The 18,995-nt window shown below is 69.9% G+C and carries 20 protein-coding genes and 1 pseudogene; 12 read left to right on the top strand and 9 right to left on the bottom strand.

Annotated elements, in window-relative coordinates; translation table 11 throughout:
• Window positions 1–31 precede the first annotated feature (31 nt).
• The 3 genes and pseudogenes from H5J26_RS05005 to H5J26_RS04995 all read left to right on the top strand — a co-directional run.
• A pseudogene (locus H5J26_RS05005) lies at window positions 32–502 on the top strand (primosome assembly protein PriA); the annotation flags it as partial.
• 34 nt (window positions 503–536) lie between these two features.
• Entirely contained in the window at window positions 537–1,190 is a 654-nt protein-coding gene (locus H5J26_RS32190; RefSeq protein ID WP_309237781.1) for a GlxA family transcriptional regulator, read from the top strand.
• Between the two features lie 176 nt (window positions 1,191–1,366).
• Window positions 1,367–2,635 (top strand): PP2C family protein-serine/threonine phosphatase, encoded by a 1,269-nt coding sequence (locus tag H5J26_RS04995; RefSeq protein ID WP_309237780.1) that lies wholly within the window; start codon window positions 1,367–1,369, stop codon window positions 2,633–2,635.
• Between the two features lie 68 nt (window positions 2,636–2,703).
• Here H5J26_RS04995 and H5J26_RS04990 read toward each other — a convergent pair whose 3' ends face one another.
• Window positions 2,704–3,267 (bottom strand): DinB family protein, encoded by a 564-nt coding sequence (locus H5J26_RS04990; RefSeq protein ID WP_181764452.1) that lies wholly within the window; start codon window positions 3,265–3,267, stop codon window positions 2,704–2,706.
• Window positions 3,268–3,452: 185 nt separating this feature from the next.
• Entirely contained in the window at window positions 3,453–3,950 is a 498-nt protein-coding gene (locus H5J26_RS04985) for an Lrp/AsnC family transcriptional regulator (RefSeq protein ID WP_181764451.1), read from the bottom strand.
• A gap of 137 nt (window positions 3,951–4,087) precedes the next feature.
• On the opposite strand from H5J26_RS04985, the gene H5J26_RS04980 reads away from it, so the two are divergent.
• On the top strand, window positions 4,088–6,442 hold the full coding sequence (locus H5J26_RS04980) for a transketolase-like TK C-terminal-containing protein (RefSeq protein WP_181764450.1): 2,355 nt from the start codon (window positions 4,088–4,090) through the stop codon (window positions 6,440–6,442).
• A gap of 116 nt (window positions 6,443–6,558) precedes the next feature.
• Here the strand turns inward: H5J26_RS04980 and H5J26_RS04975 are convergent, their stop codons facing one another.
• On the bottom strand, window positions 6,559–6,765 hold the full coding sequence (locus H5J26_RS04975) for a hypothetical protein (protein WP_181764449.1): 207 nt from the start codon (window positions 6,763–6,765) through the stop codon (window positions 6,559–6,561).
• Between the two features lie 623 nt (window positions 6,766–7,388).
• On the opposite strand from H5J26_RS04975, the gene H5J26_RS04970 reads away from it, so the two are divergent.
• On the top strand, window positions 7,389–8,537 hold the full coding sequence (locus tag H5J26_RS04970) for a serine hydrolase domain-containing protein (protein ID WP_181764448.1): 1,149 nt from the start codon (window positions 7,389–7,391) through the stop codon (window positions 8,535–8,537).
• Window positions 8,538–8,558: 21 nt separating this feature from the next.
• Here the strand turns inward: H5J26_RS04970 and H5J26_RS04965 are convergent, their stop codons facing one another.
• The 3 genes from H5J26_RS04965 to H5J26_RS04955 are packed head-to-tail and all read right to left on the bottom strand — an operon-like array spanning window position 8,559 to window position 10,108.
• Window positions 8,559–9,056 (bottom strand): GNAT family N-acetyltransferase, encoded by a 498-nt coding sequence (locus H5J26_RS04965; RefSeq protein ID WP_181764447.1) that lies wholly within the window; start codon window positions 9,054–9,056, stop codon window positions 8,559–8,561.
• A 59-nt stretch (window positions 9,057–9,115) separates the two neighbouring features.
• Window positions 9,116–9,622: a metallophosphoesterase family protein gene (locus H5J26_RS04960; RefSeq protein ID WP_181764446.1), complete on the bottom strand. Its 507-nt coding sequence runs from the start codon at window positions 9,620–9,622 to the stop codon at window positions 9,116–9,118.
• Window positions 9,623–9,652: 30 nt separating this feature from the next.
• On the bottom strand, window positions 9,653–10,108 hold the full coding sequence (locus tag H5J26_RS04955) for a hypothetical protein (RefSeq protein ID WP_181764445.1): 456 nt from the start codon (window positions 10,106–10,108) through the stop codon (window positions 9,653–9,655).
• A gap of 174 nt (window positions 10,109–10,282) precedes the next feature.
• Between H5J26_RS04955 and H5J26_RS04950 the strand changes: the two genes are divergently transcribed.
• From H5J26_RS04950 to H5J26_RS04940, 3 genes are all read left to right on the top strand, one after another.
• A complete protein-coding gene (locus tag H5J26_RS04950; protein ID WP_181764444.1) occupies window positions 10,283–11,023 on the top strand; it encodes an MBL fold metallo-hydrolase in 741 nt (246 codons plus the stop codon).
• A gap of 500 nt (window positions 11,024–11,523) precedes the next feature.
• Entirely contained in the window at window positions 11,524–11,967 is a 444-nt protein-coding gene (locus H5J26_RS04945; protein WP_181764443.1) for a subtilase-type protease inhibitor, read from the top strand.
• A 154-nt stretch (window positions 11,968–12,121) separates the two neighbouring features.
• The gene (locus tag H5J26_RS04940) at window positions 12,122–13,468 is read left to right on the top strand and encodes a phytase (RefSeq protein WP_181764458.1); all 1,347 of its coding nucleotides are present in this window, start codon (window positions 12,122–12,124) and stop codon (window positions 13,466–13,468) included.
• Window positions 13,469–13,527: 59 nt separating this feature from the next.
• Here the strand turns inward: H5J26_RS04940 and H5J26_RS04935 are convergent, their stop codons facing one another.
• Window positions 13,528–13,992, bottom strand: a complete 465-nt coding sequence (locus H5J26_RS04935; RefSeq protein ID WP_181764442.1) for a hypothetical protein — start codon at window positions 13,990–13,992, stop codon at window positions 13,528–13,530.
• Window positions 13,993–14,174: 182 nt separating this feature from the next.
• Between H5J26_RS04935 and H5J26_RS04930 the strand changes: the two genes are divergently transcribed.
• Window positions 14,175–14,384 carry a cold-shock protein gene (locus H5J26_RS04930; protein ID WP_181764441.1) on the top strand — a complete coding sequence of 70 codons (210 nt, stop codon included), beginning with the start codon at window positions 14,175–14,177 and terminating at the stop codon, window positions 14,382–14,384.
• 329 nt (window positions 14,385–14,713) lie between these two features.
• Here the strand turns inward: H5J26_RS04930 and H5J26_RS04925 are convergent, their stop codons facing one another.
• A complete protein-coding gene (locus H5J26_RS04925) occupies window positions 14,714–15,253 on the bottom strand; it encodes a putative immunity protein (protein ID WP_181764440.1) in 540 nt (179 codons plus the stop codon).
• Between the two features lie 106 nt (window positions 15,254–15,359).
• On the opposite strand from H5J26_RS04925, the gene H5J26_RS04920 reads away from it, so the two are divergent.
• Window positions 15,360–15,674 (top strand): hypothetical protein, encoded by a 315-nt coding sequence (locus H5J26_RS04920; protein ID WP_181764439.1) that lies wholly within the window; start codon window positions 15,360–15,362, stop codon window positions 15,672–15,674.
• A 129-nt stretch (window positions 15,675–15,803) separates the two neighbouring features.
• Here the strand turns inward: H5J26_RS04920 and H5J26_RS04915 are convergent, their stop codons facing one another.
• On the bottom strand, window positions 15,804–16,721 hold the full coding sequence (locus H5J26_RS04915) for a helix-turn-helix transcriptional regulator (protein WP_181764438.1): 918 nt from the start codon (window positions 16,719–16,721) through the stop codon (window positions 15,804–15,806).
• 226 nt (window positions 16,722–16,947) lie between these two features.
• Between H5J26_RS04915 and H5J26_RS04910 the strand changes: the two genes are divergently transcribed.
• Together H5J26_RS04910 and H5J26_RS04905 are read left to right on the top strand one after the other, a co-directional pair.
• Window positions 16,948–17,925: an aldo/keto reductase gene (locus H5J26_RS04910; RefSeq protein WP_181764437.1), complete on the top strand. Its 978-nt coding sequence runs from the start codon at window positions 16,948–16,950 to the stop codon at window positions 17,923–17,925.
• Between the two features lie 41 nt (window positions 17,926–17,966).
• Window positions 17,967–18,818 (top strand): aldo/keto reductase, encoded by an 852-nt coding sequence (locus tag H5J26_RS04905; protein WP_181764436.1) that lies wholly within the window; start codon window positions 17,967–17,969, stop codon window positions 18,816–18,818.
• The last annotated feature ends 177 nt before the right edge of the window (window positions 18,819–18,995 follow it).

The raw sequence follows: 18,995 nt of genomic DNA, 5'->3' as shown, positions 1-18,995 counted from the left end.
CTGTCCGTACCGTCTGCTAAGACTGAAAGCTGTGAGCAGCGACAACGGGCAGCAGGAGCCCTCGACAGCCGAGCCGACGGACGCGCCGGAGCAGCTCGCGCTGCTGCGGGAGACCGTGCGGCAGCGCAAGCCGCCCCGTGCGCGGCCGCGCACCTGGCGCGGTGCGGAGCTGGCTGAGGAGTCGCCCGTGGCCCGGGTCCTGGTGGACAAGGGGCTCGTCCATCTCGACCGGTACTTCGACTACGCCGTCCCCGCCGCGATGGACGAGGAGGCACAGCCCGGGGTGCGGGTGCGCGTGCGCTTCGGCGCCGGGGAGAAGGAGGGCAGGCGCGAAGGGGGGCGCCTGATCAACGGGTTCATCGTGGAGCGGGTCGCCGAGAGCGACTATCCGGGGGCGCTGGCTCCGCTGGCACAGGTCCTCTCGCCGGAGCGGGTGCTCACCCCCTCGCTGCTGCGCCTTTGCCGTGCGGTCGCCGACCGTTACGCCGGCTCCCTCGCGGACGGTAGGTGTGAGTGATGGTTGAGGTAGTGAGGAGGTGGAGGAACCAGTGTACGACGTCCCCGTCGCCTCGGCCTGTACGGGGACCTTCCTGCTGGCCGAGTCCGGGGTGCTCGACGGGCGCCGGGCGACGACGAGTTGGTGGCTGGCACCGGTCTTCCGCAAGCGCTACCCCGCCGTCGACCTGGAGGAGACGAGCATGGTGACCGCCTCCCGAGGGGTGACGACGGCGGGCGCCGCCTTCGGTCACGTCGACCTGGCCCTGGCCGTCGTCCGCATGAGCAGCCCCGCGCTCGCCGACCTCGTCGCCCGCTATCTGGTGATCGACGAGCGCCCGTCCCAGTCCGCGTACACGATCCCCAGCGCTCTCGCGCAGAGCGACCCGACGGTGGCGGCCTTCGAGCGCTGGGCGCGGCATCACCTCTCGGAGCCGATCAGCATCAGGGACGGAGCGCGGGCACTCGGCGTCAGCGAGCGCACTCTCCAGCGGGCCGTGCAGCGCACGCTCGGCACCTCACCGGTCCGCTTCGTCCAGGACCTGCGCGTCGAGCAGGCCTCCCACCTGCTGCGGACCACGGATCTGTCGCTGGAGACGATCGCCCGGAAGGTGGGCTACGAGCATCCGAACACCTTGAGGATCCTGCTGCGCGAGCGCACCGGCGTCACCGCGGGGGCGCTGCGCAGGCGCTGACGGGCCTCTCCGGGACCGCGGGCCGCCGGGGCGCTCGCCCGCGTGATCCGGGAACGGGGCGTGTCGGCGTCGACCTGCGCATACGCGACGGGCCGATCACGCGCTGCGGACCGCCTCGGCACGCAGGACAATGGGAGGAGGCCCACCCCGGCCGGGTCGGCGGAAGGGGCACAGCAGTGTCGGAAGCACGGGACCGAGTCCTGAGAGAGCTGCTCGCGGACAGCCACGTGATGCCGCTGGAGCGGGTGGCCGCCCGGGTCGCCGAGGCCTCGGAGGCGGTGAAGCTGTGGGACGTTCGCATCTACCTGGTCGACGTGCAGGAACGAGTGCTGCGTCTGCTGACCGGCCCGGGCCTGAAGGCGAGGCCGGGCGAGGAGCGGACCCTGCAGGTCGAGGGCTCCCTGCCCGGGGAGTCCTACCAGCACGGCAACATCCTTCTGGGCACCCCGGACGCGGAGGACCACTCGGGGCACTTCCTGTGGTGGGTCCCTCTGCTGGACGGCACCGAGCGCCTGGGGCTGCTCCGGATCCGTACCGCCACGGATGACACGGACACGCGGCAGAGCATGAAGGCGCTGGCAGGGCTCGTGGCCCTGCTCGTGGTGAGCAAGCGCGACTACAGCGACGCCCACGCCCGTCTCGTACGGAGCGAGCCGATGGACGTCACCGCAGAGATGCAGTGGACGCTGATGCCGCCGCGGGCCTACGCCGACGACCGCGTGGTGATCGGCGCCATGATGGAGCCCGCGTACGCCGTCAGCGGTGACGCCTTCGACTACGCGACCTCCGGCGAGATCGTCCACCTCGCGATCTACGACGCGATGGGACACAACACCGCCGCCGGGCTGACCGCGAACCTCGCGATGGCCGCCTGCCGCAGCCGTCGCCGCGCGGGCCTCGGACTGGTGGAGGCCGCGGAGGCGGTGGACCAGGTGCTCTACGAGCAGTTCGCCGGGGACCGTTACGCCACGGCCGTACTCTCCGACCTGGACACCCGCACCGGTCTGCTGACCTGGACGAACCACGGCCACTACCCCCCGGTGATCATCCGTGAGGGCCGCTGGGTGGCCCAGCTGCAATGCCAGCCGAGCCCGCCCCTCGGCACCCACTTCGACGTGGAGACCACGCTCTGCCAGGAGTCCCTGCAGCCGGGCGACCGCATCGTCTTCTACACCGACGGGATCACCGAAGCCCGCAGCGCCGGAGGGGAGTTCGGCCTGGCCCGGTTCCTGAACTTCCTCATCCGGCAGCACGCCGAGGGCCTGCCCGTACCCGAGACGCTCCGGCGCCTGATCCGCGCGATCCTCGACTACCACCACGGCGAGCTGCGGGACGACGCCACCGTCCTGCTGGCCGAGTGGAACGGCCCCGGCGCCTACAGCACCGAAGAGGTCGAGGCCCGGGCCGGGCTGCCCCCCAGCCAGGGCAGCGACCTGCGTCACTGAAGCCCGCAGCCACGGAGCGTCACGGAGTTACGTGGGTTTCCGCAGCTCGATCGACCGCTACCGGAAAGTCAGACTCGGCGTGGTGCGGCTCCGTCCTGCCAGCGGTAGAGGTCGCGCAGCAGGGAGATCTCGGCGCCGTGATGGATCAGCTCCCTGTTGACGTGCAGGACGATGCCCTCCATGGGAAACCGCTCGGGACCCACCGTGGGCGGGTTCTCCAGGTCGGCGTCCGAGAGCTCGCGGACCCCCGCGTTCCATCTCCCGTACATCTCATCGAGCTGTTCCAGCGCCTCGTCAGCGGTCCCCGCGTAGGCGAATGTCTGGGAGTCGACGTCCTGGCCGCCGAAGTGCCATCCGACCCGATAGCCCAGGCAGGAGACGACGACGTGCGCCAGCCGCCAGGCAATCGTGGTCACCGGCGCCGGCACCGGGGCAGGGGACGCGGAGTCCATCGTCCATTCCCCCGAACCTTCCGGCATCGGTGCGGCCGACGTGCCACGTGGGCGGATGCTCCAGCAGCCACGCACCGGCTCCCAGAAGTACTCCTCGTCGGCAAGACCCTGCAGCCGCGGCCGCAGGTTCTTGGTCCAGTGCCGGTCCAGCTGGTCCGCAATTCGCTCGCTTCTGGTCACTTCCGCACGCTACAGACAACGGAGACCTGGCTGCCACCCTCGCGGATGCCGTCCCCGGCCGTGGGCCGCGAGAGCGTACCGCACCGGGAGTTGACGCTGGGGGCTCCGAGCGAGCGCCACACCAGAGCCTCCGACCGCCATGTTCGAAGTCGGCGAAGACTCACTGAACGAGCCGCCTGCGCCGGTCAGTCCGCCGGGGATCCCGGCCGCTCCGCTGACCGTTCGAGAAGGGGCGCAAGCCGGTGGCCGACCAGCCGGCGCATGACCAGGGCCGTGCTCGTACGCTCCACGCCCGGACTGGCCAGGACCTGGCCCGCGATCCGGTACAGGTCGTCGGCGTCGACGGCCACGACCCGCACCAGGAGGTCCGTGTCACCGCTGAGGCCGTCGACCTCGACCACCTCGGGGATCCGGCTGAGCGCGTCGGCGACCTCTTCGAGGCGACGCTGCGTGACCCGCGTGGTGATGACCGCCGACATCGGATATCCCAACGCAGCCGGATCGATGCGACGCTCGAACGACTGCAGGGCCCCCCGGCGTTCCAGCTTGCCGAGCCTGGCCTGGACGGTGTTGCGGGACAGCCCGAGCCGCTGGGACAGCGCCATCACCGGTGCCCGGGGCTCGTCCGCCAGGGCGAGCAGCAACTTCGCATCGACGGCGTCGAGGGGCTCCTCGCCTGTCACAATGTTCAACCTCGCTGTTCGTCCGAGTGACAACACTGAGCAGATTGCTCAACTGAACGCGCCTTGCTTGTGCGTTCATCATCGTCCTGCTGTCATTCATATGCAATCTGCTGACTTCTCTGCTTCGGACGGACGGCATGAAGACCACGGAGAACACCGCCGGAGCGGACCCGCTGCCCGCACCGGTCACCGGCCCGGCTGACAGGGACCTCGATGTGCTGAGGGCTGTCGAGCAGCGCGTGCTGTGGCTCGCGACGTCGATCATCGACCACGCCAACCGCGTCCGTCCCAACCCCACAGGGCTGAAGGTGGGCGGCCATCAGGCGTCGAGCGCGTCCATGACGTCGATCATGACCTCGCTGTGGTTCCACGAACTCGGCCGCGAGGACCGCGTGTCCGTCAAGCCACACGCCTCCCCCGTGCTGCACGCCGTCAACTACCTGCTGGGTGAGCTGGACGAGTCCTACCTGACCACGCTGCGCAGCTACGGCGGCCTGCAGAGCTACCCGAGCCGCGAGAAGGACCCGGACCCGGTCGACTACTCCACCGGCTCGGTCGGCATCGGCGCGACCGCGCCGATCTGGGGTGCCGTCGCCCGCCGGTATGTGAACGCCCGCTTCGAGGGCGGCAGTTCGGGGCGCCAGTACTCCCTGATCGGTGACGCCGAACTCGACGAGGGCGCCTGCTGGGAAGCGATCCTCGATCCCGGCGTGGCCGACCTCGGCGAGGTCGTCTGGATCGTGGACTTCAACCGGCAGTCGCTGGACCGTGTCGTGCCCAACATCTCGGCGACGCGTCTGCAGGGGATGTTCGCGGCAGCGGGCTGGCAGGTGATCACCGTCAAGTACGGCCGTCTCCTTGAGGAGTTGTTCAGCAAGCCCGGCGGCGAGGCGTTGCGCACGCGCATCGACGAGATGACCAACCCCGAGTACCAAAGGCTGCTTCGGTGCTCCCCCGAGCAGCTGCGCGAACGCCTGCCGGGCACGGGCGAGGGACGCGATCGCATCGCCGAACTCCTCGCCCAACTCGACGACGCCTCCGTCGACGCGGTCATCCGCAACCTGGGCGGGCACGATCTCGGAGCGCTGACGGACGCCTACGCGTCCATCGACGACACCCGTCCGACCGTCATCTTCGCCTACACCGTCAAGGGCCACGGCCTTGCGACCGCCGGGCATCCGCAGAACCACTCGGCGCTGCTGACCGGTGAGCAGATGGCGCAGCTCGCGGACGCCGTGGGTGCCGATCCGCAGCAGCCATGGGCCCGTTTCACCCCCGGCAGTGCCGAAGCCGAACTCTGCGACCGTACGGCCGACCGCCTGCGCCGCCACCCCACGCCGCAGGTGGAGCCCCTGGCGCTGCCGACGGACTTCAGGCGGACCCCCTCCGGTAGCGGATCGACTCAACAGGCCCTCGGCAGGGCGCTGTTGGACTTGACGCGGGAAGCTCCGGAGGCGGCCGGTCATGTCGTGACGGTCAGCCCCGACGTCGCCTCGACCACCAACCTCGGCGGCTGGCTGAACAAGGTCGGCACATGGTCACCGACCGAGCGCAGGGACTGGTTCGACGACGACGCCGAGACGATCCTGCACTGGCGGGAACGCCCCAGCGGACAGCACATCGAGTTGGGGATCGCGGAGACCAACCTGGTAGGTCTGCTCGGGGAGTTGGGCGCCACGTGGAGCCGGTGGGGCACGCCGCTGCTGCCGATCGGCGTGGTCTACGACCCGTTCGTGGGACGGGCCCTGGAACCGTGGTCGTTCGGGATGTACGCGGGCGGGCAGTCGATCCTGGTGGGGACGCCCTCCGGGGTCAGCCTCGCGCCCGAAGGCGGCGCCCATCAGTCGGTCATCACCCCCTCCATCGGACTTGAGCAGCCCGGCTGCACCGCGTACGAGCCGGCGTTCGCCGTCGACATGGAGTGGTGCCTGCTCGCCGGTCTGGCATGCCTGGGCAAGCCCGGCGGCAACTCGACGTACCTGCGCCTCTCGACCCGTACGGTCGACCAGTCCCTGGCCGCCGTGCCCGGTGATCCGGCCGCACGGGAGCGCCGCCGCAAGCAGACGGTCGCCGGGGGCTACATGCTGCGCCGCCACAGCGATCCGTCCCTTACGATCGCCGCGACCGGGGCGATGGTTCCCGAAGCTCTCGCGGCGGCGGAGCGGCTCGACGAACTCGGGGTGGGCGCGGACGTCGTCTGCGTCACCAGCCCCGACCTCCTCTTCCGCGCCGTCCGTGCGCGGCAGGGACTCCAGGAGGGCTCTGACTGGATCCTCGAGCAGCTCTTCCCCCACGAGCGGGCCAGGCCGCTGGTCACCGTCCTCGACGGTCACCCTCACACGCTGGCGTTCCTGGCGGGGATCAACCATGTGCCCAGCCGGTCGTTGGGCGTGACCGGATTCGGGCAGTGCGGCACCCTCGCCGACGTGCACCGCCATCACGGGATCGACGCAGACGGAATCATCGGGGCGGCGCTGGACCTGGCGGACTGACGCACGCGCCCACGAGCACCCAGGTCACCGGTATCACCGGCCTGAACGAGGCCCGGACAGGAAGAACGCGAGTGGCCCCCGGAGTCCGCTCCGGGGGCCACTTCTCAACACCGGCCTCAGCGGCGGATGTTCACCACCGTCACGCTGATGCCGCCGGCGGCACCGAGCAGTGTGCCGATCGCCGCGACGTACTCGCCGTATCCGAGCAGAACGGCCGGGACTCCGACGGCGACTGCGGCGGCCGCAGTGAACACTTTCGTGCGCCAGGTGACACGGGAGATGTCTTCCGGTGCCTTCCCTGCGGTACTTTCTACGGACGTCATCGGGATGCCTCCTCCTAGGTTGAGGGTGCAGTTGCGTACCTGGTGACGGACGAGAGGGAGACGACGGCGGGCCCGCCAAAGCTTTCGCCGTTCGCCTCCCTCCGTCACGTCAAGATCAGGTGACAAAAAGGGTACCGACGCTTTTCGGTTGCTGAAGTGGCGTCATGCCCGCGCGTGCACTCTTTCAGGGCAACGGAACAATTCCGGGTGTGTGCAACAAGCCGCACCAGGGTCCCAGTTCGGGCAAACCCGCACGTCACAGCCCTGACGGTCGCCACTGACGCGAATTCACATGCGGGTCGTGACGTGACGTGAATTTCTCTGAGGGCTTGTTGCGTCCCGGGCGTGGACAAGGCCTGTGCGCAGGCCTTTCATTGGCACCTCGTGCTCAGCTCGGGAGTCTTTCCCGACGCTCTCGTTCCGCTGTTCTCCCTGTCCGCATTCGCTGTCGTGGAATCCGGAGGAGAGACTGAAGCTTTTCGCCGGTGGATGACGACCGGACTCGCCTCGGCCCCTTTCCTCGCCCGATCGTCCGGGCCCGACGCATACGGCCGTTCAGGCTCCGGCGATGAAAACCGGGCGTCGTGCGGGTCGGCAATTCCGACCGCACCTTGGAGGGACGCATGACCGATCTGCACGATGTCCTGGAGTCGCACGTCAGCAAGGGGTCCGTGCCGGGAGCGGTGGGGCTGGTGGCTCGCGGTGACCGCACCGAAGTGGGGGCCGCCGGATCCGCCGACGCCGACGGCACCTCTCCGATGGCCAGGGACTCGATCTTCCGCATCGCTTCGGTCACCAAGCCCGTCGCCGCCGCAGCGGTGATGATCCTGGTGGACGAAGGCCGGATCTCGCTGGACGCCCCGGTCAAGAACTGGATGCCGGAGCTGGCCTCTCCTCCGGTCGTGCGCACGCCGTCCAGCCCGTTCGACGACACGGTCCCCGCCACCAGAGACATCACCGTCCTCGATCTGCTCACCTTCCGCGCCGGGTACGGCTTCCCCGCCGACTTCGAGCTGCCCGCAGTCCAACCGCTGCTGTCAGACCTGAAGCAGGGGCCTCAGGAGCCGCAGAGCGTCGCGGCGCCGGACGAGTGGACGGCGGCGCTTGCCCGCATTCCGCTGCTGCACCAGCCCGGCGAGGTCTGGCTCTACAACACCTGCTCCGACATCCAGGGTGTGCTCGTCGCCCGCGCCTCGGGGCGTCCGCTGCACGAGTTCCTGGCGGAGCGGCTGTTCGATCCCCTCGGCATGACCGACACCGGATTCCACGTGCCGGCCGGCAAACGCGACCGGTTCACGGCCTACTACCGCAACGCCCCATCGGGGGGATTCGAGCTCGTCGACGGGCCCGGCGGGCAGTGGGCCACCCTGCCTGACTTCCAGTCGGGTGCCGGGGGGCTCGTCTCGACCGTCGACGACCTGTGCGCGTTCGGTCGCATGCTGCTCGCCGAGGGCACCGTCGGGGGGCGGCGGCTGCTGTCGCCCGGCTCCGTACGCCGGATGGTCACCGACCACCTGACGCCGGCTCAGCGCGAAGAGAGCCGGCTCTTCCTGGAGGGTCAGGGCTGGGGCTTCGGCGGCTCGGTGGACGTCGAGAAGACCGACCGCTGGAACGTCCCTGGACGCTACGGCTGGGTCGGCGGCACCGGAACCGCGGCGCACATCGACCCGTCCAGCGGGACGGTCACCGTGCTGCTCAGCCAGGTCGAGCTGTCGGGGCCGACGCCGCCCGCCCTGGTGCGGGACTTCTGGCAGTACGCCTCCGGGTTCTGAGCCGGGTCGGGGCCGGTCGCCCTACGTCAGGTCCTTCGTCATGAACACACGGCTCGTGCCCGGAGGATCGCAGGGGACCTCGCCCAGAACGCGCCAGCCCTGCCTGCCGTAGAACCCGGGCGCCTGGAAGCTGATCGTGTAGAGCACGCCGGCGCGGCATCCACGCCTGCGGGCCTCGTCTTCCGCCTGCCGCAGGATCTCGCTGCCGAGGCCGGTGCCGCGGAGCGCGGGCGGAAGATGGAAGAGGTCCACGAACAGCAGGCCCAGGGACGTACGGCCTGTCAGCCCGCCGACGACTCGGCCCGTCGCCGGGTCCCTGACGAGCACCGCGAGCGAACGGCGGTCATCGGTGCCGGTCTCCCGCACGTTGAACTCGTCGAGTGCGTCCGAGATCAGCGCGACGTCCTCGGCGTCGGGGCGGTCGGTGACGAAGACGGACGGCGCCGGTGTGCCGGGAGCCACCGGCCTGCCCTCTCCCGGTGCTGCGTGGCCCTGCGTGTGCGTCGTCGGATCGGTCATGGCTCCGACCGTAGCCACGGGGTCTGACAGCGCCCTCCCCCGCCCGGCGGTCTGCGCGTTCAGCTGCGCGGCGGGAGCCGGTGCAGCCGCACGCGGGAGAGTTCGCCTTCGCCGACCTCCGCGGTCATGTACGTGCAGTGAGGCTGGCGCCGCCTGTCGGTGGGCGAGCCGGGGTTGAGCAACCGCAAGCGACCGTCGTCCGCCGTGCTGTCCCAGGGAATGTGGCTGTGGCCGAAGACCAGCACGTCCACACCGGGGAACCGGTCCGCGCAGCGCCGTTCACGCCCCTGGGCGGATCCGGTCTCGTGCACCACGGCGAACCGCAGGCCACCCAGCTCCGCTTCGGCCACCTCGGGCAGCCGCGCGCGGAGTTCGGGCCCGTCGTTGTTGCCGTACACCCCGATCAGCCGCCGTGCGCGGGACTCCAGCAGGTCGAGGGTGTCGGTGTCGACCCAGTCCCCGGCGTGGATCACGACGTCGGCGTGAGGCACTTCTTCCCGCAGCCGGCCGGGCAGCTGTTTCGCGCGCTTGGGCAGGTGGGTGTCCGAGATCAGCAGGAGTCGCACGCGGCGACGATAACGGACGTATGCGGTTCTTCACCCCCTGCCGGAGCCCGGGGAGCCCGGCGACTTCGGCTGCGCAGTCTCGCGTCGGCCCGTCGCCACGTCCTCGGCGGCGGCATCCGCTCCGGAACGGCCCCGAGGAGGGCCGCCGTTCGACCGCAGCAGGCAGCCCACCAGGGCAGCACCCGCAGCAAGGAGAGCCGCCAGGCCGGTGAGAGCGATGGCGAAGCCCTCGGTTGCGGCCTCCGCCGGCCCGGTCGGCGCGGCGCCCGGACCACTGTGTGCGGCGAGGGTGACCGCGACAGCGAGGCCGACAGCTCCGCCCACTTGCTGAACAGCGGTGAGCACAGCCGAGGCGAGACCGGCGTCCGACTCCGTTGCGCCCTCGGTCACGGCGACGGCCAGCGCGGGAAAGCCCAACCCGGAGCCCAACCCGGCCACGATGACGCCGGGAAGCACTGCGGATCCGTAGTCGTCACCGGAGGCCACGCCTCGGCACCTCGCCGGGCCGCTATCTGAACGGCGGTGCGACGGACGGCAGTTGAGGCTCGTGACCGTCCGCCCCGGCCGCGCCGCTGTCGGGACCGGAGATGAGCAGGCACAATCCCGGGCCTGCGGGTTCACCACCGGGGAGCCCCGAGAACCGAGGGAGAGGAGCGGACCATGCGGGTCACGGTCGTGGGAAGCGGAGACGCCTTCGGCTCAGGTGGCCGGTTCCAGACGTGCATCGCGCTGGGCCCGGACGACCCCGAGGTCCCCTCCCACACGCTCGTCGACTGCGGCGCCACGAGCCTGGTGGCGCTGAGGCAGCAGGGCTTCGACCCGAACTCGATCGAGACGGTACTGATCAGCCACCTTCACGCGGATCATTTCGGCGGCCTGCCCTTCCTGATCCTCGACGGTCAATTCCGGCGCCGCACGCAGGACTTGACGGTGGTCGGGCCGCCCGGAACCCGGGACCGACTCAACGAGGCGATGGAAGTGTGCTTCCCCGGCTCCAGCACCGCGGAGCGACGGTTCGCCGTGCATGTCGCCGAACACGCGGAACGGACACCCCTGTCGACGGGCCGGCTGACAGTCCTCCCCTTCGAGGTGCGTCACGCCTCGGGAGCCCCCGCCTACGCGATCCGCGTCGAGGACACCCAAGGAGCGAGCATCGCCTACTCGGGCGACACCGAGTGGACCGACGCCCTCATCGACGCCTCGGCGGAAACCGCTCTGTTCCTCTGCGAGGGCTACTCCCCCACCCCCGTCCGCTGGCACCTCGATCTGGAGGCGCTCCGCGAGAACCTGGACCGCCTCACCACCCGCCGGCTCGTCCTCACGCATCTCTCCCCCGCCGCCCTCGAGTTGGACCTCGACGGGTGGGAGACGGCCCACGACGGACTGTCCCTCACCGTCTGACGCCGACCGGATCCGGACTTGCAAGCAGGTCTCGGACAGGCCCGCGCCGGGCTCGGCACCGGGAGTTGGAGCCACCGGGTGTGCCGCATGCGCCGGGCGGACAACCGCGCACAAGTGGTGAGCGGAACGATCACGCATCATGCCGGGCTGTTGTGGCGAGTCGGGACATCAGCACGCGGCACGCTCATCCCTCGTCAAGCGTCAGATGTCTCTCACAAGCGGTGCTTTCCGGTCGAGATGCGTCATCCTCAACGACATTCGTTGGGGCCTTTCCGCAGGTCAGAAAGATGTTTTGGATTAAACGACAACCAATTTGTCCATATGCTGGACACCTCGCGAGGGCCACCAATACCGCCCCCGAGCTGGCCCTTTCCAGAATCAGCCAACACCCCACCGGTGGTTCACGACCGGAACCGATCGTTCGATGTGCGCTTGCGCCTGACTTGCGCCAGAGTCCTGTCCGTCCGATATACGGGAACCCACACCAAGGAGTGTTCGAAATGCGGTACGGGATCAAGACTCTGGGAGCAGCGGCTGCGGTCGCCCTCGGTTGCGTGACAGGCATCGGCGGCGGCGTGGCACACGCCGACTCCACGGAGGCGAAGAGCCTCTACGCACCTTCGGCGCTGGTCCTGACCGTCGGAAAGGGCTCGGAGGCGGCCGCCGCCGGAGTCCAGCGGGCCGTGGTGCTGAGCTGCGCGCCGAGATCCAGCGGCAGCCACCCGGCCGCCGACCAGGCCTGCGCCGAAGTACGCGCCGTCGACGGTCAGTTCCAGCAGCTCGTGGCGGCTGACAGCGCGCCCGGCGCGGTGTGCACGCGGATCTGGGACCCGGTCGTCGTCACCGCGGACGGCGTGTGGGAGGGCCAGCGGGTCTCCTGGGAGCACACCTTCGCCAACTCCTGCACCATGAAGAAGACCGGCGGCAGCGTCTTCGCCTTCTGAGCCCCTTCAGGAATCGACCCACCGTGATCACAACGGTCATGTCCTGATCGGGTCTCAGATGCCCGGCGGTGGAGGGCGGTTCACCAGTCAGGTACAGGCTCACGCGTCTGTACCCGTCCCGAGGAGAGCTGTGAGACCTTCCACCGCCCGTGCCATGACCGCCCGTTCCACCGCCCTCCGGGGCGCGACCGCCCTGGCGGCGTTACTTCTCGTCGCCACCGCACTTGCTGCCGAGGCGGTCGGCGCCCCGGAGCCGGTGCGGACCGAAGCCGAGGTCGAGACGGCTGCGGTTCACGACGACGAGGCCGGCGGGAACGCCGACGCCGACGACCCCGCGGTCTGGGTCGACCCGGAGGACTCCGGCCGCAGCCTCGTCGTGGCCACGCTCAAGGACGCCGGTCTCGACGTGTACGGGCTGGACGGGCGGAGGCTGCAGCACGTCGATGCACCGCCCGCACCCGGTGAGGGTTCGGAGCCCGGCCGGTTCAACAACGTCGACGTCGTCTACGGATTCGAACTGGACGGCCGCAGGACCGACTTGGCCCTCGTGAGCGACCGCGGCCGCGACCGGTTGCGTGCCTACGCGATCGACCCCGCGGCCGTGGCAGCGGGGAAGCCTCCGCTCAAGGACATCACCGCAGCCGGCGTCGGCCCCGTTTTCTCCAAGGACGAGGCAGAGGTGGACGAACAGCGCAACGCGTACGGCCTCGCGGCGTACACCGACGACGGCGACGCCTTCGCGGTCGTCTCCCGGCGCGAGGAGACCGGGCTCAAGCTGCTGAAGCTCAAGGACCAGGACGGCAGGATCGGCTACGCCGCCGAGGACGCCGTCGGCCTGCCCGGTTCGTTCACGCTGCCGGGCGGGAAGCCGTGGAAGCCGTGCGCGGACCCGGGCGAGGGCGCCCAGGTCGAGGGCATGGCCGTCGACCAGGAGAAGCAGGTGCTCTACGCGGCCCAGGAGGATGTGGGCCTGTGGCAGATCGAACTCGACGACGAGGAGTTCGGCACCCCTGCCCTCGTCGACCGAGTGCGCGAGTACGGCGTGCCCTGGACGTACGACACCTCGAAGGAGGAGTGCGTACTGGACTGGGCGAACGACCCGGGCCACGGCGGCAGCCGTCTGAGCGCCGACGCCGAGGGCGTCACGGTCTATCACGCGGCCGACGGCAAGGGTTACGTGCTCGCCTCCAGCCAGGGCGACGACACCTTCGCCGTCTACGGACGCGGCGCACGCGCCCCCTACGTCGGGTCGTTCACCGTCACGGACGGCCCGGCCGCCGACGGAGTGCAGCACTCCGACGGCGCCATGGCGCTCAACGTCCCGCTGGGAAAGCAGTTTCCGAAGGGGGTGCTGGTCACCCACGACGGCGAGGCCACTCCGGTGGACGGCGACCGGGAGGGGACGAACTTCAAGTTCGTGAAGTGGGACGGCATCGCGGCTGCGTTCCCGAAGCCGCTGATCGTCGACACCGGCTCGTTCGACCCGCGCGACACCGACTGACGCCCCCACCGGCCCGCCGGCACGCCGAGGTCAGCGGCGCGGTCCGGCTGGGCCACCTGTCAGCCGGACCGCGCATACGTCACGTCGAAGTCCCACTCCCAGACCGAGCCGTCGCCGGACCACTCCCAGCCGCCGGTGATCGTGTCGCCCCCGTCGCCGAAGGTGCCGGTGAACCGCTGATGGAAGCCGGGGGCAGTGCGCCACTGCTTCCAGACGCCGTCGCTCACGCTGGTCCCGTACACGCGCGCGACGCCGCGTCCGTCGGCGTACAGCATCGTGAACTCCCCGGCGGAGTCGTCGTATCCGGTCATGGCGACGGTGGGAAACGGCGCGTGCCCCTCCCATTCGGCGGGCAGGGTGGTCTCGGGAGTCACGTCCGTGCGCTGGACGAGGAACGTCCCGCCCTCCAGCCAGGCGAACACGCTGCGTACGGGCCCGGCGGTGCGGCCGGCGGCCCACATGTCCCACTCGCCGACGAGTACGTCCAACTTCGCAAGATCGGGATGGGCGGTCGGCTGGCGCATCGGGTTCTCCCTTCCAGGAATGGAATGTCTCCCGAGGAAGACCGCGGACGGCGGCCTGACTCATCGGCCTCTCCGCTCCTGGGACGGCACCTCACGCCGAGGGCCGAGTTCGACGCGCCTGGATCCGTTGCTGGACAGGGGTCCGTGCTCCCGTGTCCGGGCGGTCACGTAGCCTCGCGATCATGACGACTGCGATCGTGCGCGAGTGGAACGACGAAGAGGGCTGGGGAGTGCTCGACTCCTCGGAGACTCCCGGCGGTTGCTGGGCCCACTTCTCCGCCGTCGAAGCGAACGGGTTCCGGGCTCTGGAGAACGGTCAGCGCGTCGAACTCGTCTGGGAGGCTCCGGGGCAGGACGGATACGACTTCCGCGCGGTGCGGATCGTCCCCTGACCTGACGGCCGGCCTGCTGCCGCCTCGGCGGCCGACCCCGATTGCACGCGTGGGCTGTGTACTTCCGCGCTGGACTTCCAGGGTGCAGAGGTGCCCCGGCAGTACCTCGTCACAAGTCTGTCGGCGGCAGCCTCCGACACCCTGCTGCGGGGCGGCCGTTTGACCGCCACAGCCTTGCGGCCGCCCCGGTTCCGTCCCACGAGAGACGGACCCTCCGTGTGCCCGCCTCCGCCGCCCTCATTCATCCGCCTGCTCGCGTTCGGTACGGAACACAGCACGCAGGCGCCCGCGCAGGCGTCCGACCACGTCCATCAGCTCAGGGGCGCGAATCACCGGAGCGACGTGTCCAACTGACGGATCAGCTCTCCGATCCGCCCACCGCCGTGCGGGGCGGCCGGGTAGCGCCTGAGGACGTCCACGACTACGGGATGCGCAAGGATCCGTGACTGCGCGATGTGGCCGGCTCCGACGGCGGGATCGTCTCCGGCGGAGAGTTCGAGTGCTCGTGCGGCATGAGCGGCCGAACCGAGGATGTGCTTGACCTGAGTTGCTTTCGCCAGAGGGTGGAGGAACGCCGCGCCGCACGCGTGGCCGGCCGCGCGTGCGGCGTCGCTCGCCGCGGACTGTCCCGCATCGCGGGTCTCCTGAGCCGCCCGGTGCGCCGCCCACGCGTTGTCACGTAGCGCCTTGGTCCGCTCGCCTCCGTCAGCGAAGACCTGTGCCGCGTCGATCGCGGCGCGTGGGCGCTGATCGTCAGGGCGTTCCCGCTCGAAGATCGCCAACGCAGGACGCGCGCACGCCACCGCGTATCCGGCGACCTCGCGGAGTTCGGACCGGGTCAGTTCGAGCGTTGTGGAGTCATCCGCCATGGCGTCATCCTTCCGCACCGGCAGCCCATCGTCTGTTGCCGCTGTTGCTTCCGGCGCTCTGGCCGTACGGACGTCAGGCAGGTGCGCCTGCTGGCACGATGCCCGTGTGGCTGACCGTGCGCGCATCAAAGCAGAGGTCGTGGCGAGCTACCGGGGACTCGATGAGGCGGCGACACGGCGTCTCCATTTTCGCCACGCTGACGACGAAGGCGGACTGTGGTACTTCGAAGCCGTCTACCGCGGCAGGGAGTTGACCGTCGTCAAGCAAGCGGAACTCACCTCTGCCGGCGAGCTCTTCCGATACAGCTGGAAGCACTTGGAAGACGAGCACGGCTTCCTGACCGACCAGGCGATCGATCCCGACGAGGATCCGCTCGAGGTCATCACGTCCGAGGAGTTCCATCGGCTGTGGACCGCCTGACGGCAGGGTTGCAAGTACGGGGCTCGTCCTGCCACTTGGACCGACTGCGCGACTCGGGACTCCCGGCCGGGTCGGCCGCTGACCGTGCCCCGCTGTCTGTTCGTGATCACGACGTCGGACGGCCGCGGGTCAGGGGTGCCGGGGTGGCTGCTCCGGGTCCTGCTCTGCTGGGTGCGGGGCCGACCGGGGTGCGGTCATGTCCAGCAGGAGCATGGCGTCGTGGTCGGGGGTGCCTGGCTCGGCTGTGTAGACGCCGAAGCGCTGGCCCGGGGTGCCCTCCAGCTCCATGGACTGGGCGGTGAGGGTGATCGTGCCGACGTGCGGGTGGTGGAACGTCTTGTGCGCCGGCTTGCGGCCGGTCACGTCGTAGCGTTCCCAGAGCTTGGCGAAGTCGGGGCTCTTGAGCAGGAGTTCGCCGACGAGGTTGGTCAGGTCGGGGGCGTCCGGTGCGGTGCCGGCGGTCGCGCGCAGGCGGGCGACGCAGGCGCGGACCTGGTTGTTCCACTCGGGGAAGAGGTCGCGGGCGGCCGGGTGGAGGAAGAGGTAGCGGGCCAGGTTGCGCTGCTTGGCGGGCCAGTCGTCCAGGCCTGCGTACAACGCGAGGCCGCCGGGGTTCCATGCGAGGAGGTCCATGCTGCGGCTGACGACGTACGCCGGGTTCGGGCGCATCGACTCCAGCAGGAGTCTCAGGTGAGGGCGCACGGTACGGCTCGGTGCGGGAGGCGGCTCGGGGGCGTACCGCGCGGCGCGTGCGGCAAGCTCCCGCAGGTGGTGGTGCTCCTGGTCGTCCAGGCGCAGGGCCCGGGCGAGGGCGTCGAGGACGGACGGGCTGGGGCGGGTCTCCTTGCCGCGCTCCAGTCGTACGTAGTAGTCGATGCTGATCCCGGAAAGCGTGGCGAGTTCCTCCCGGCGCAGCCCGGGGGTGCGGCGCACACCGGTACCGACGGTGAGGCCGACCTGGTGCGGGCTGGTCCGGGTTCGACGGGCCCGCAGGAATCGGCCCAGCTCCATGTCACCGCTGCCGGTGGAGGTCCGCTCAGGTGCCATGGTTCGAGTGTCACACCGCGCTGACCTGCTCGGCACTGCCGAGGGGGGCCCTGTCATGACCCCCGAAGATCCCGGCCTGCCGCAGCGGGCGGAAAGACGCCAAGGTGGATTCCGGACGCCCTCGCACCGCGCGGTGAGCATGTCCGCAGAGCCCGGCAGAGCGAGCGGTCACAGGGCGGCCGAGGCCAGAGTGGAACCCTGGAACGCGAGGAACCGGAGAGAGACGATGCGCTACATCAAGCTGCGTGACCTGGAGGTTTCCCGGATCGGTCTCGGGGCGATGGGCATGTCTCACGGGTACACCGACTCCGGGAAGGACGAGGCGGAATCCGTCCGTACTCTCCACCGCGCCCTGGAGCTGGGCGTCACGCTGATCGACACCGCCGAGATCTACGGCCCCTACTCCAACGAGGAACTCCTCGGACGTGCCCTCAAGGGGCGCCGCGACCAGGTCGTGCTCGCGTCGAAGTTCGGCCTCGTCTCCCATGCGGGCGGGGGCCCGTGGAACCTGGACAGCAGCCCGGCCAACATCCGTACCGCCGTCGAAGGCTCGCTCAGGCGGCTGGGCACCGACCGCATCGACCTGTACTACCAGCACCGCGTCGACCCGGACGTCCCGATCGAGGAGACCGTCGGCGCGCTGGCCGAGCTGGTCGACCAGGGCAAGGTCCGTGCCATCGGCCTCTCCGAGGCCGGGCCCGACACCATCCGCCACGCACACGCCGTCCATCCGGTGACCGCTGTGCAGTCGGAGTACTCGCTGTGGACTCGGGATCCGGAGGCACGGGTGCTGCCGGTGCTGCGTGAGCTGAACATCGGTCTTGTGCCGTTCGCGCCGCTGGGGCACGGCTTCCTGACCGGCACGATCCGCTCGACCGACGGTTTCGAGGAAGGCGACTTCCGGCACGGCAACCCGCGCTTCACCGGCGAGAATTTCCAGCGCAACCTGCGCATCGCCGACGAGGTCCAGGCCGTGGCAGCCGAAGCCGGTGCCTCCCCGGCCCAGGTCGCCCTGGCCTGGCTGCTGGCTCAGGGCGACGACATCGCTCCCATCCCCGGAACCAAGCGCGTCCGCCGGGTCGAGGAGAACACCGCCGCCGAGGGAATCCGGCTCACCGCCGGACAACTCGAGAGGCTGACGGGCCTCCCCGCGGCGGCCGGAGCCACGCATACGGAAGCAGGCCTGCGGATGCTCGAGCGCTGACTCGGACGCGCGCCCGCTCTTCCCGCACAGAAGGAGATCCCATGCAGAACGTCACCCTGAACAACGGCGTCGAGATGCCGATCCTCGGGTTCGGCGTCTACCAGGTCCCGCCGGAGCAGACCGAGCAAGCCGTCGCCGAAGCCCTCGCGGCCGGCTACCGGCTGCTCGACACCGCCGCCGCCTACCAGAACGAGGAGGCCGTCGGCCGCGCCATCAAGAACAGCGGCGTCCCGCGTGAAGAGCTGTTTGTGACCACCAAGCTGTGGGTCCAGGACGCCCCCGCGCAAGAGAACACAAAGCGTGCGTTCGAGACGTCGCTGAACAAGCTCGGTCTCGACCACCTCGACCTGTACCTCATGCACCAGCCCTACGGGGACGTGTACGGCCAGTGGCGCGCCATGGAGGACCTGCAGCGCCAAGGCCGTGCCAGGGCGATCGGCGTCGCCAACTTCCACCCCGACCGGCTCGTCGACCTCGTCGTCAACAACGAGGTCACACCCGCGGTCAACCAGATCGAGACCCACCCGTTCTTCCAACGCGCCGCCGACCACGAGGTCATGCGCGAGCGCGGGGTCCAGATCCAGTCGTGGGGCGGGTTCGCCGAAGGCCGCAACAACCTCTTCACGAACCCGCTGCTGAGCGAGATCGGGGCCGAGCACGGCAAGTCAGTGGCACAGGTCGCGCTGCGCTGGCTGATCCAGCGCGGCATCGTCGCGATTCCCAAGTCGGTCCATGCCGAGCGCATGGCGGAGAACTTCGACGTCTTCGACTTCGAACTCACCGACGACCAGATGGCGTCGATCGCCACCCTGGAGACCGGGGACTCGCTGTTCTTCGATCACCGCGACCCGGCCATGGTCGACTGGCTCGCCAATCGGCGCCTGGACGCCTGACCGGCACACCTGAGCAGCCGCCTGACCACAACAGAGCTGATCGTGCGGAGGGCCTGCCGCGCGTCCGGATCCCGATGCGTCCGTATCCATCCCCGGCGGGGGCGCAGACGACGGGCGAACCCGGGGCCGAGAAAGGAAACCCGTCGTGATGAGGCGACGCGCCGTCCTCCGTGGCGT

It is taken from the genome of Streptomyces albidus (ex Kaewkla and Franco 2022) (assembly GCF_013870515.1).
GTDB classification, from domain to species: domain Bacteria; phylum Actinomycetota; class Actinomycetes; order Streptomycetales; family Streptomycetaceae; genus Streptomyces; species Streptomyces albidus.
This window is presented reverse-complemented; position numbering and strand designations above follow the sequence as displayed.

What these genes read in the sequence shown, in the direction of transcription:
- H5J26_RS04980 (WP_181764450.1), top strand. Translation starts at nt 4,088, where the DNA reads ATGAAGACCACGGAGAACACCGCCGGAGCGGACCCGCTGCCCGCACCG.
- H5J26_RS04975 (WP_181764449.1), bottom strand. Translation starts at nt 6,765, where the DNA reads ATGACGTCCGTAGAAAGTACCGCAGGGAAGGCACCGGAAGACATCTCC.
- H5J26_RS04970 (WP_181764448.1), top strand. Translation starts at nt 7,389, where the DNA reads ATGACCGATCTGCACGATGTCCTGGAGTCGCACGTCAGCAAGGGGTCC.
- H5J26_RS04965 (WP_181764447.1), bottom strand. Translation starts at nt 9,056, where the DNA reads ATGACCGATCCGACGACGCACACGCAGGGCCACGCAGCACCGGGAGAG.
- H5J26_RS04950 (WP_181764444.1), top strand. Translation starts at nt 10,283, where the DNA reads ATGCGGGTCACGGTCGTGGGAAGCGGAGACGCCTTCGGCTCAGGTGGC.
- H5J26_RS04945 (WP_181764443.1), top strand. Translation starts at nt 11,524, where the DNA reads ATGCGGTACGGGATCAAGACTCTGGGAGCAGCGGCTGCGGTCGCCCTC.
- H5J26_RS04940 (WP_181764458.1), top strand. Translation starts at nt 12,122, where the DNA reads ATGACCGCCCGTTCCACCGCCCTCCGGGGCGCGACCGCCCTGGCGGCG.
- H5J26_RS04935 (WP_181764442.1), bottom strand. Translation starts at nt 13,992, where the DNA reads ATGCGCCAGCCGACCGCCCATCCCGATCTTGCGAAGTTGGACGTACTC.
- H5J26_RS04930 (WP_181764441.1), top strand. Translation starts at nt 14,175, where the DNA reads ATGACGACTGCGATCGTGCGCGAGTGGAACGACGAAGAGGGCTGGGGA.
- H5J26_RS04925 (WP_181764440.1), bottom strand. Translation starts at nt 15,253, where the DNA reads ATGGCGGATGACTCCACAACGCTCGAACTGACCCGGTCCGAACTCCGC.
- H5J26_RS04915 (WP_181764438.1), bottom strand. Translation starts at nt 16,721, where the DNA reads ATGGCACCTGAGCGGACCTCCACCGGCAGCGGTGACATGGAGCTGGGC.
- H5J26_RS04910 (WP_181764437.1), top strand. Translation starts at nt 16,948, where the DNA reads ATGCGCTACATCAAGCTGCGTGACCTGGAGGTTTCCCGGATCGGTCTC.
- H5J26_RS04905 (WP_181764436.1), top strand. Translation starts at nt 17,967, where the DNA reads ATGCAGAACGTCACCCTGAACAACGGCGTCGAGATGCCGATCCTCGGG.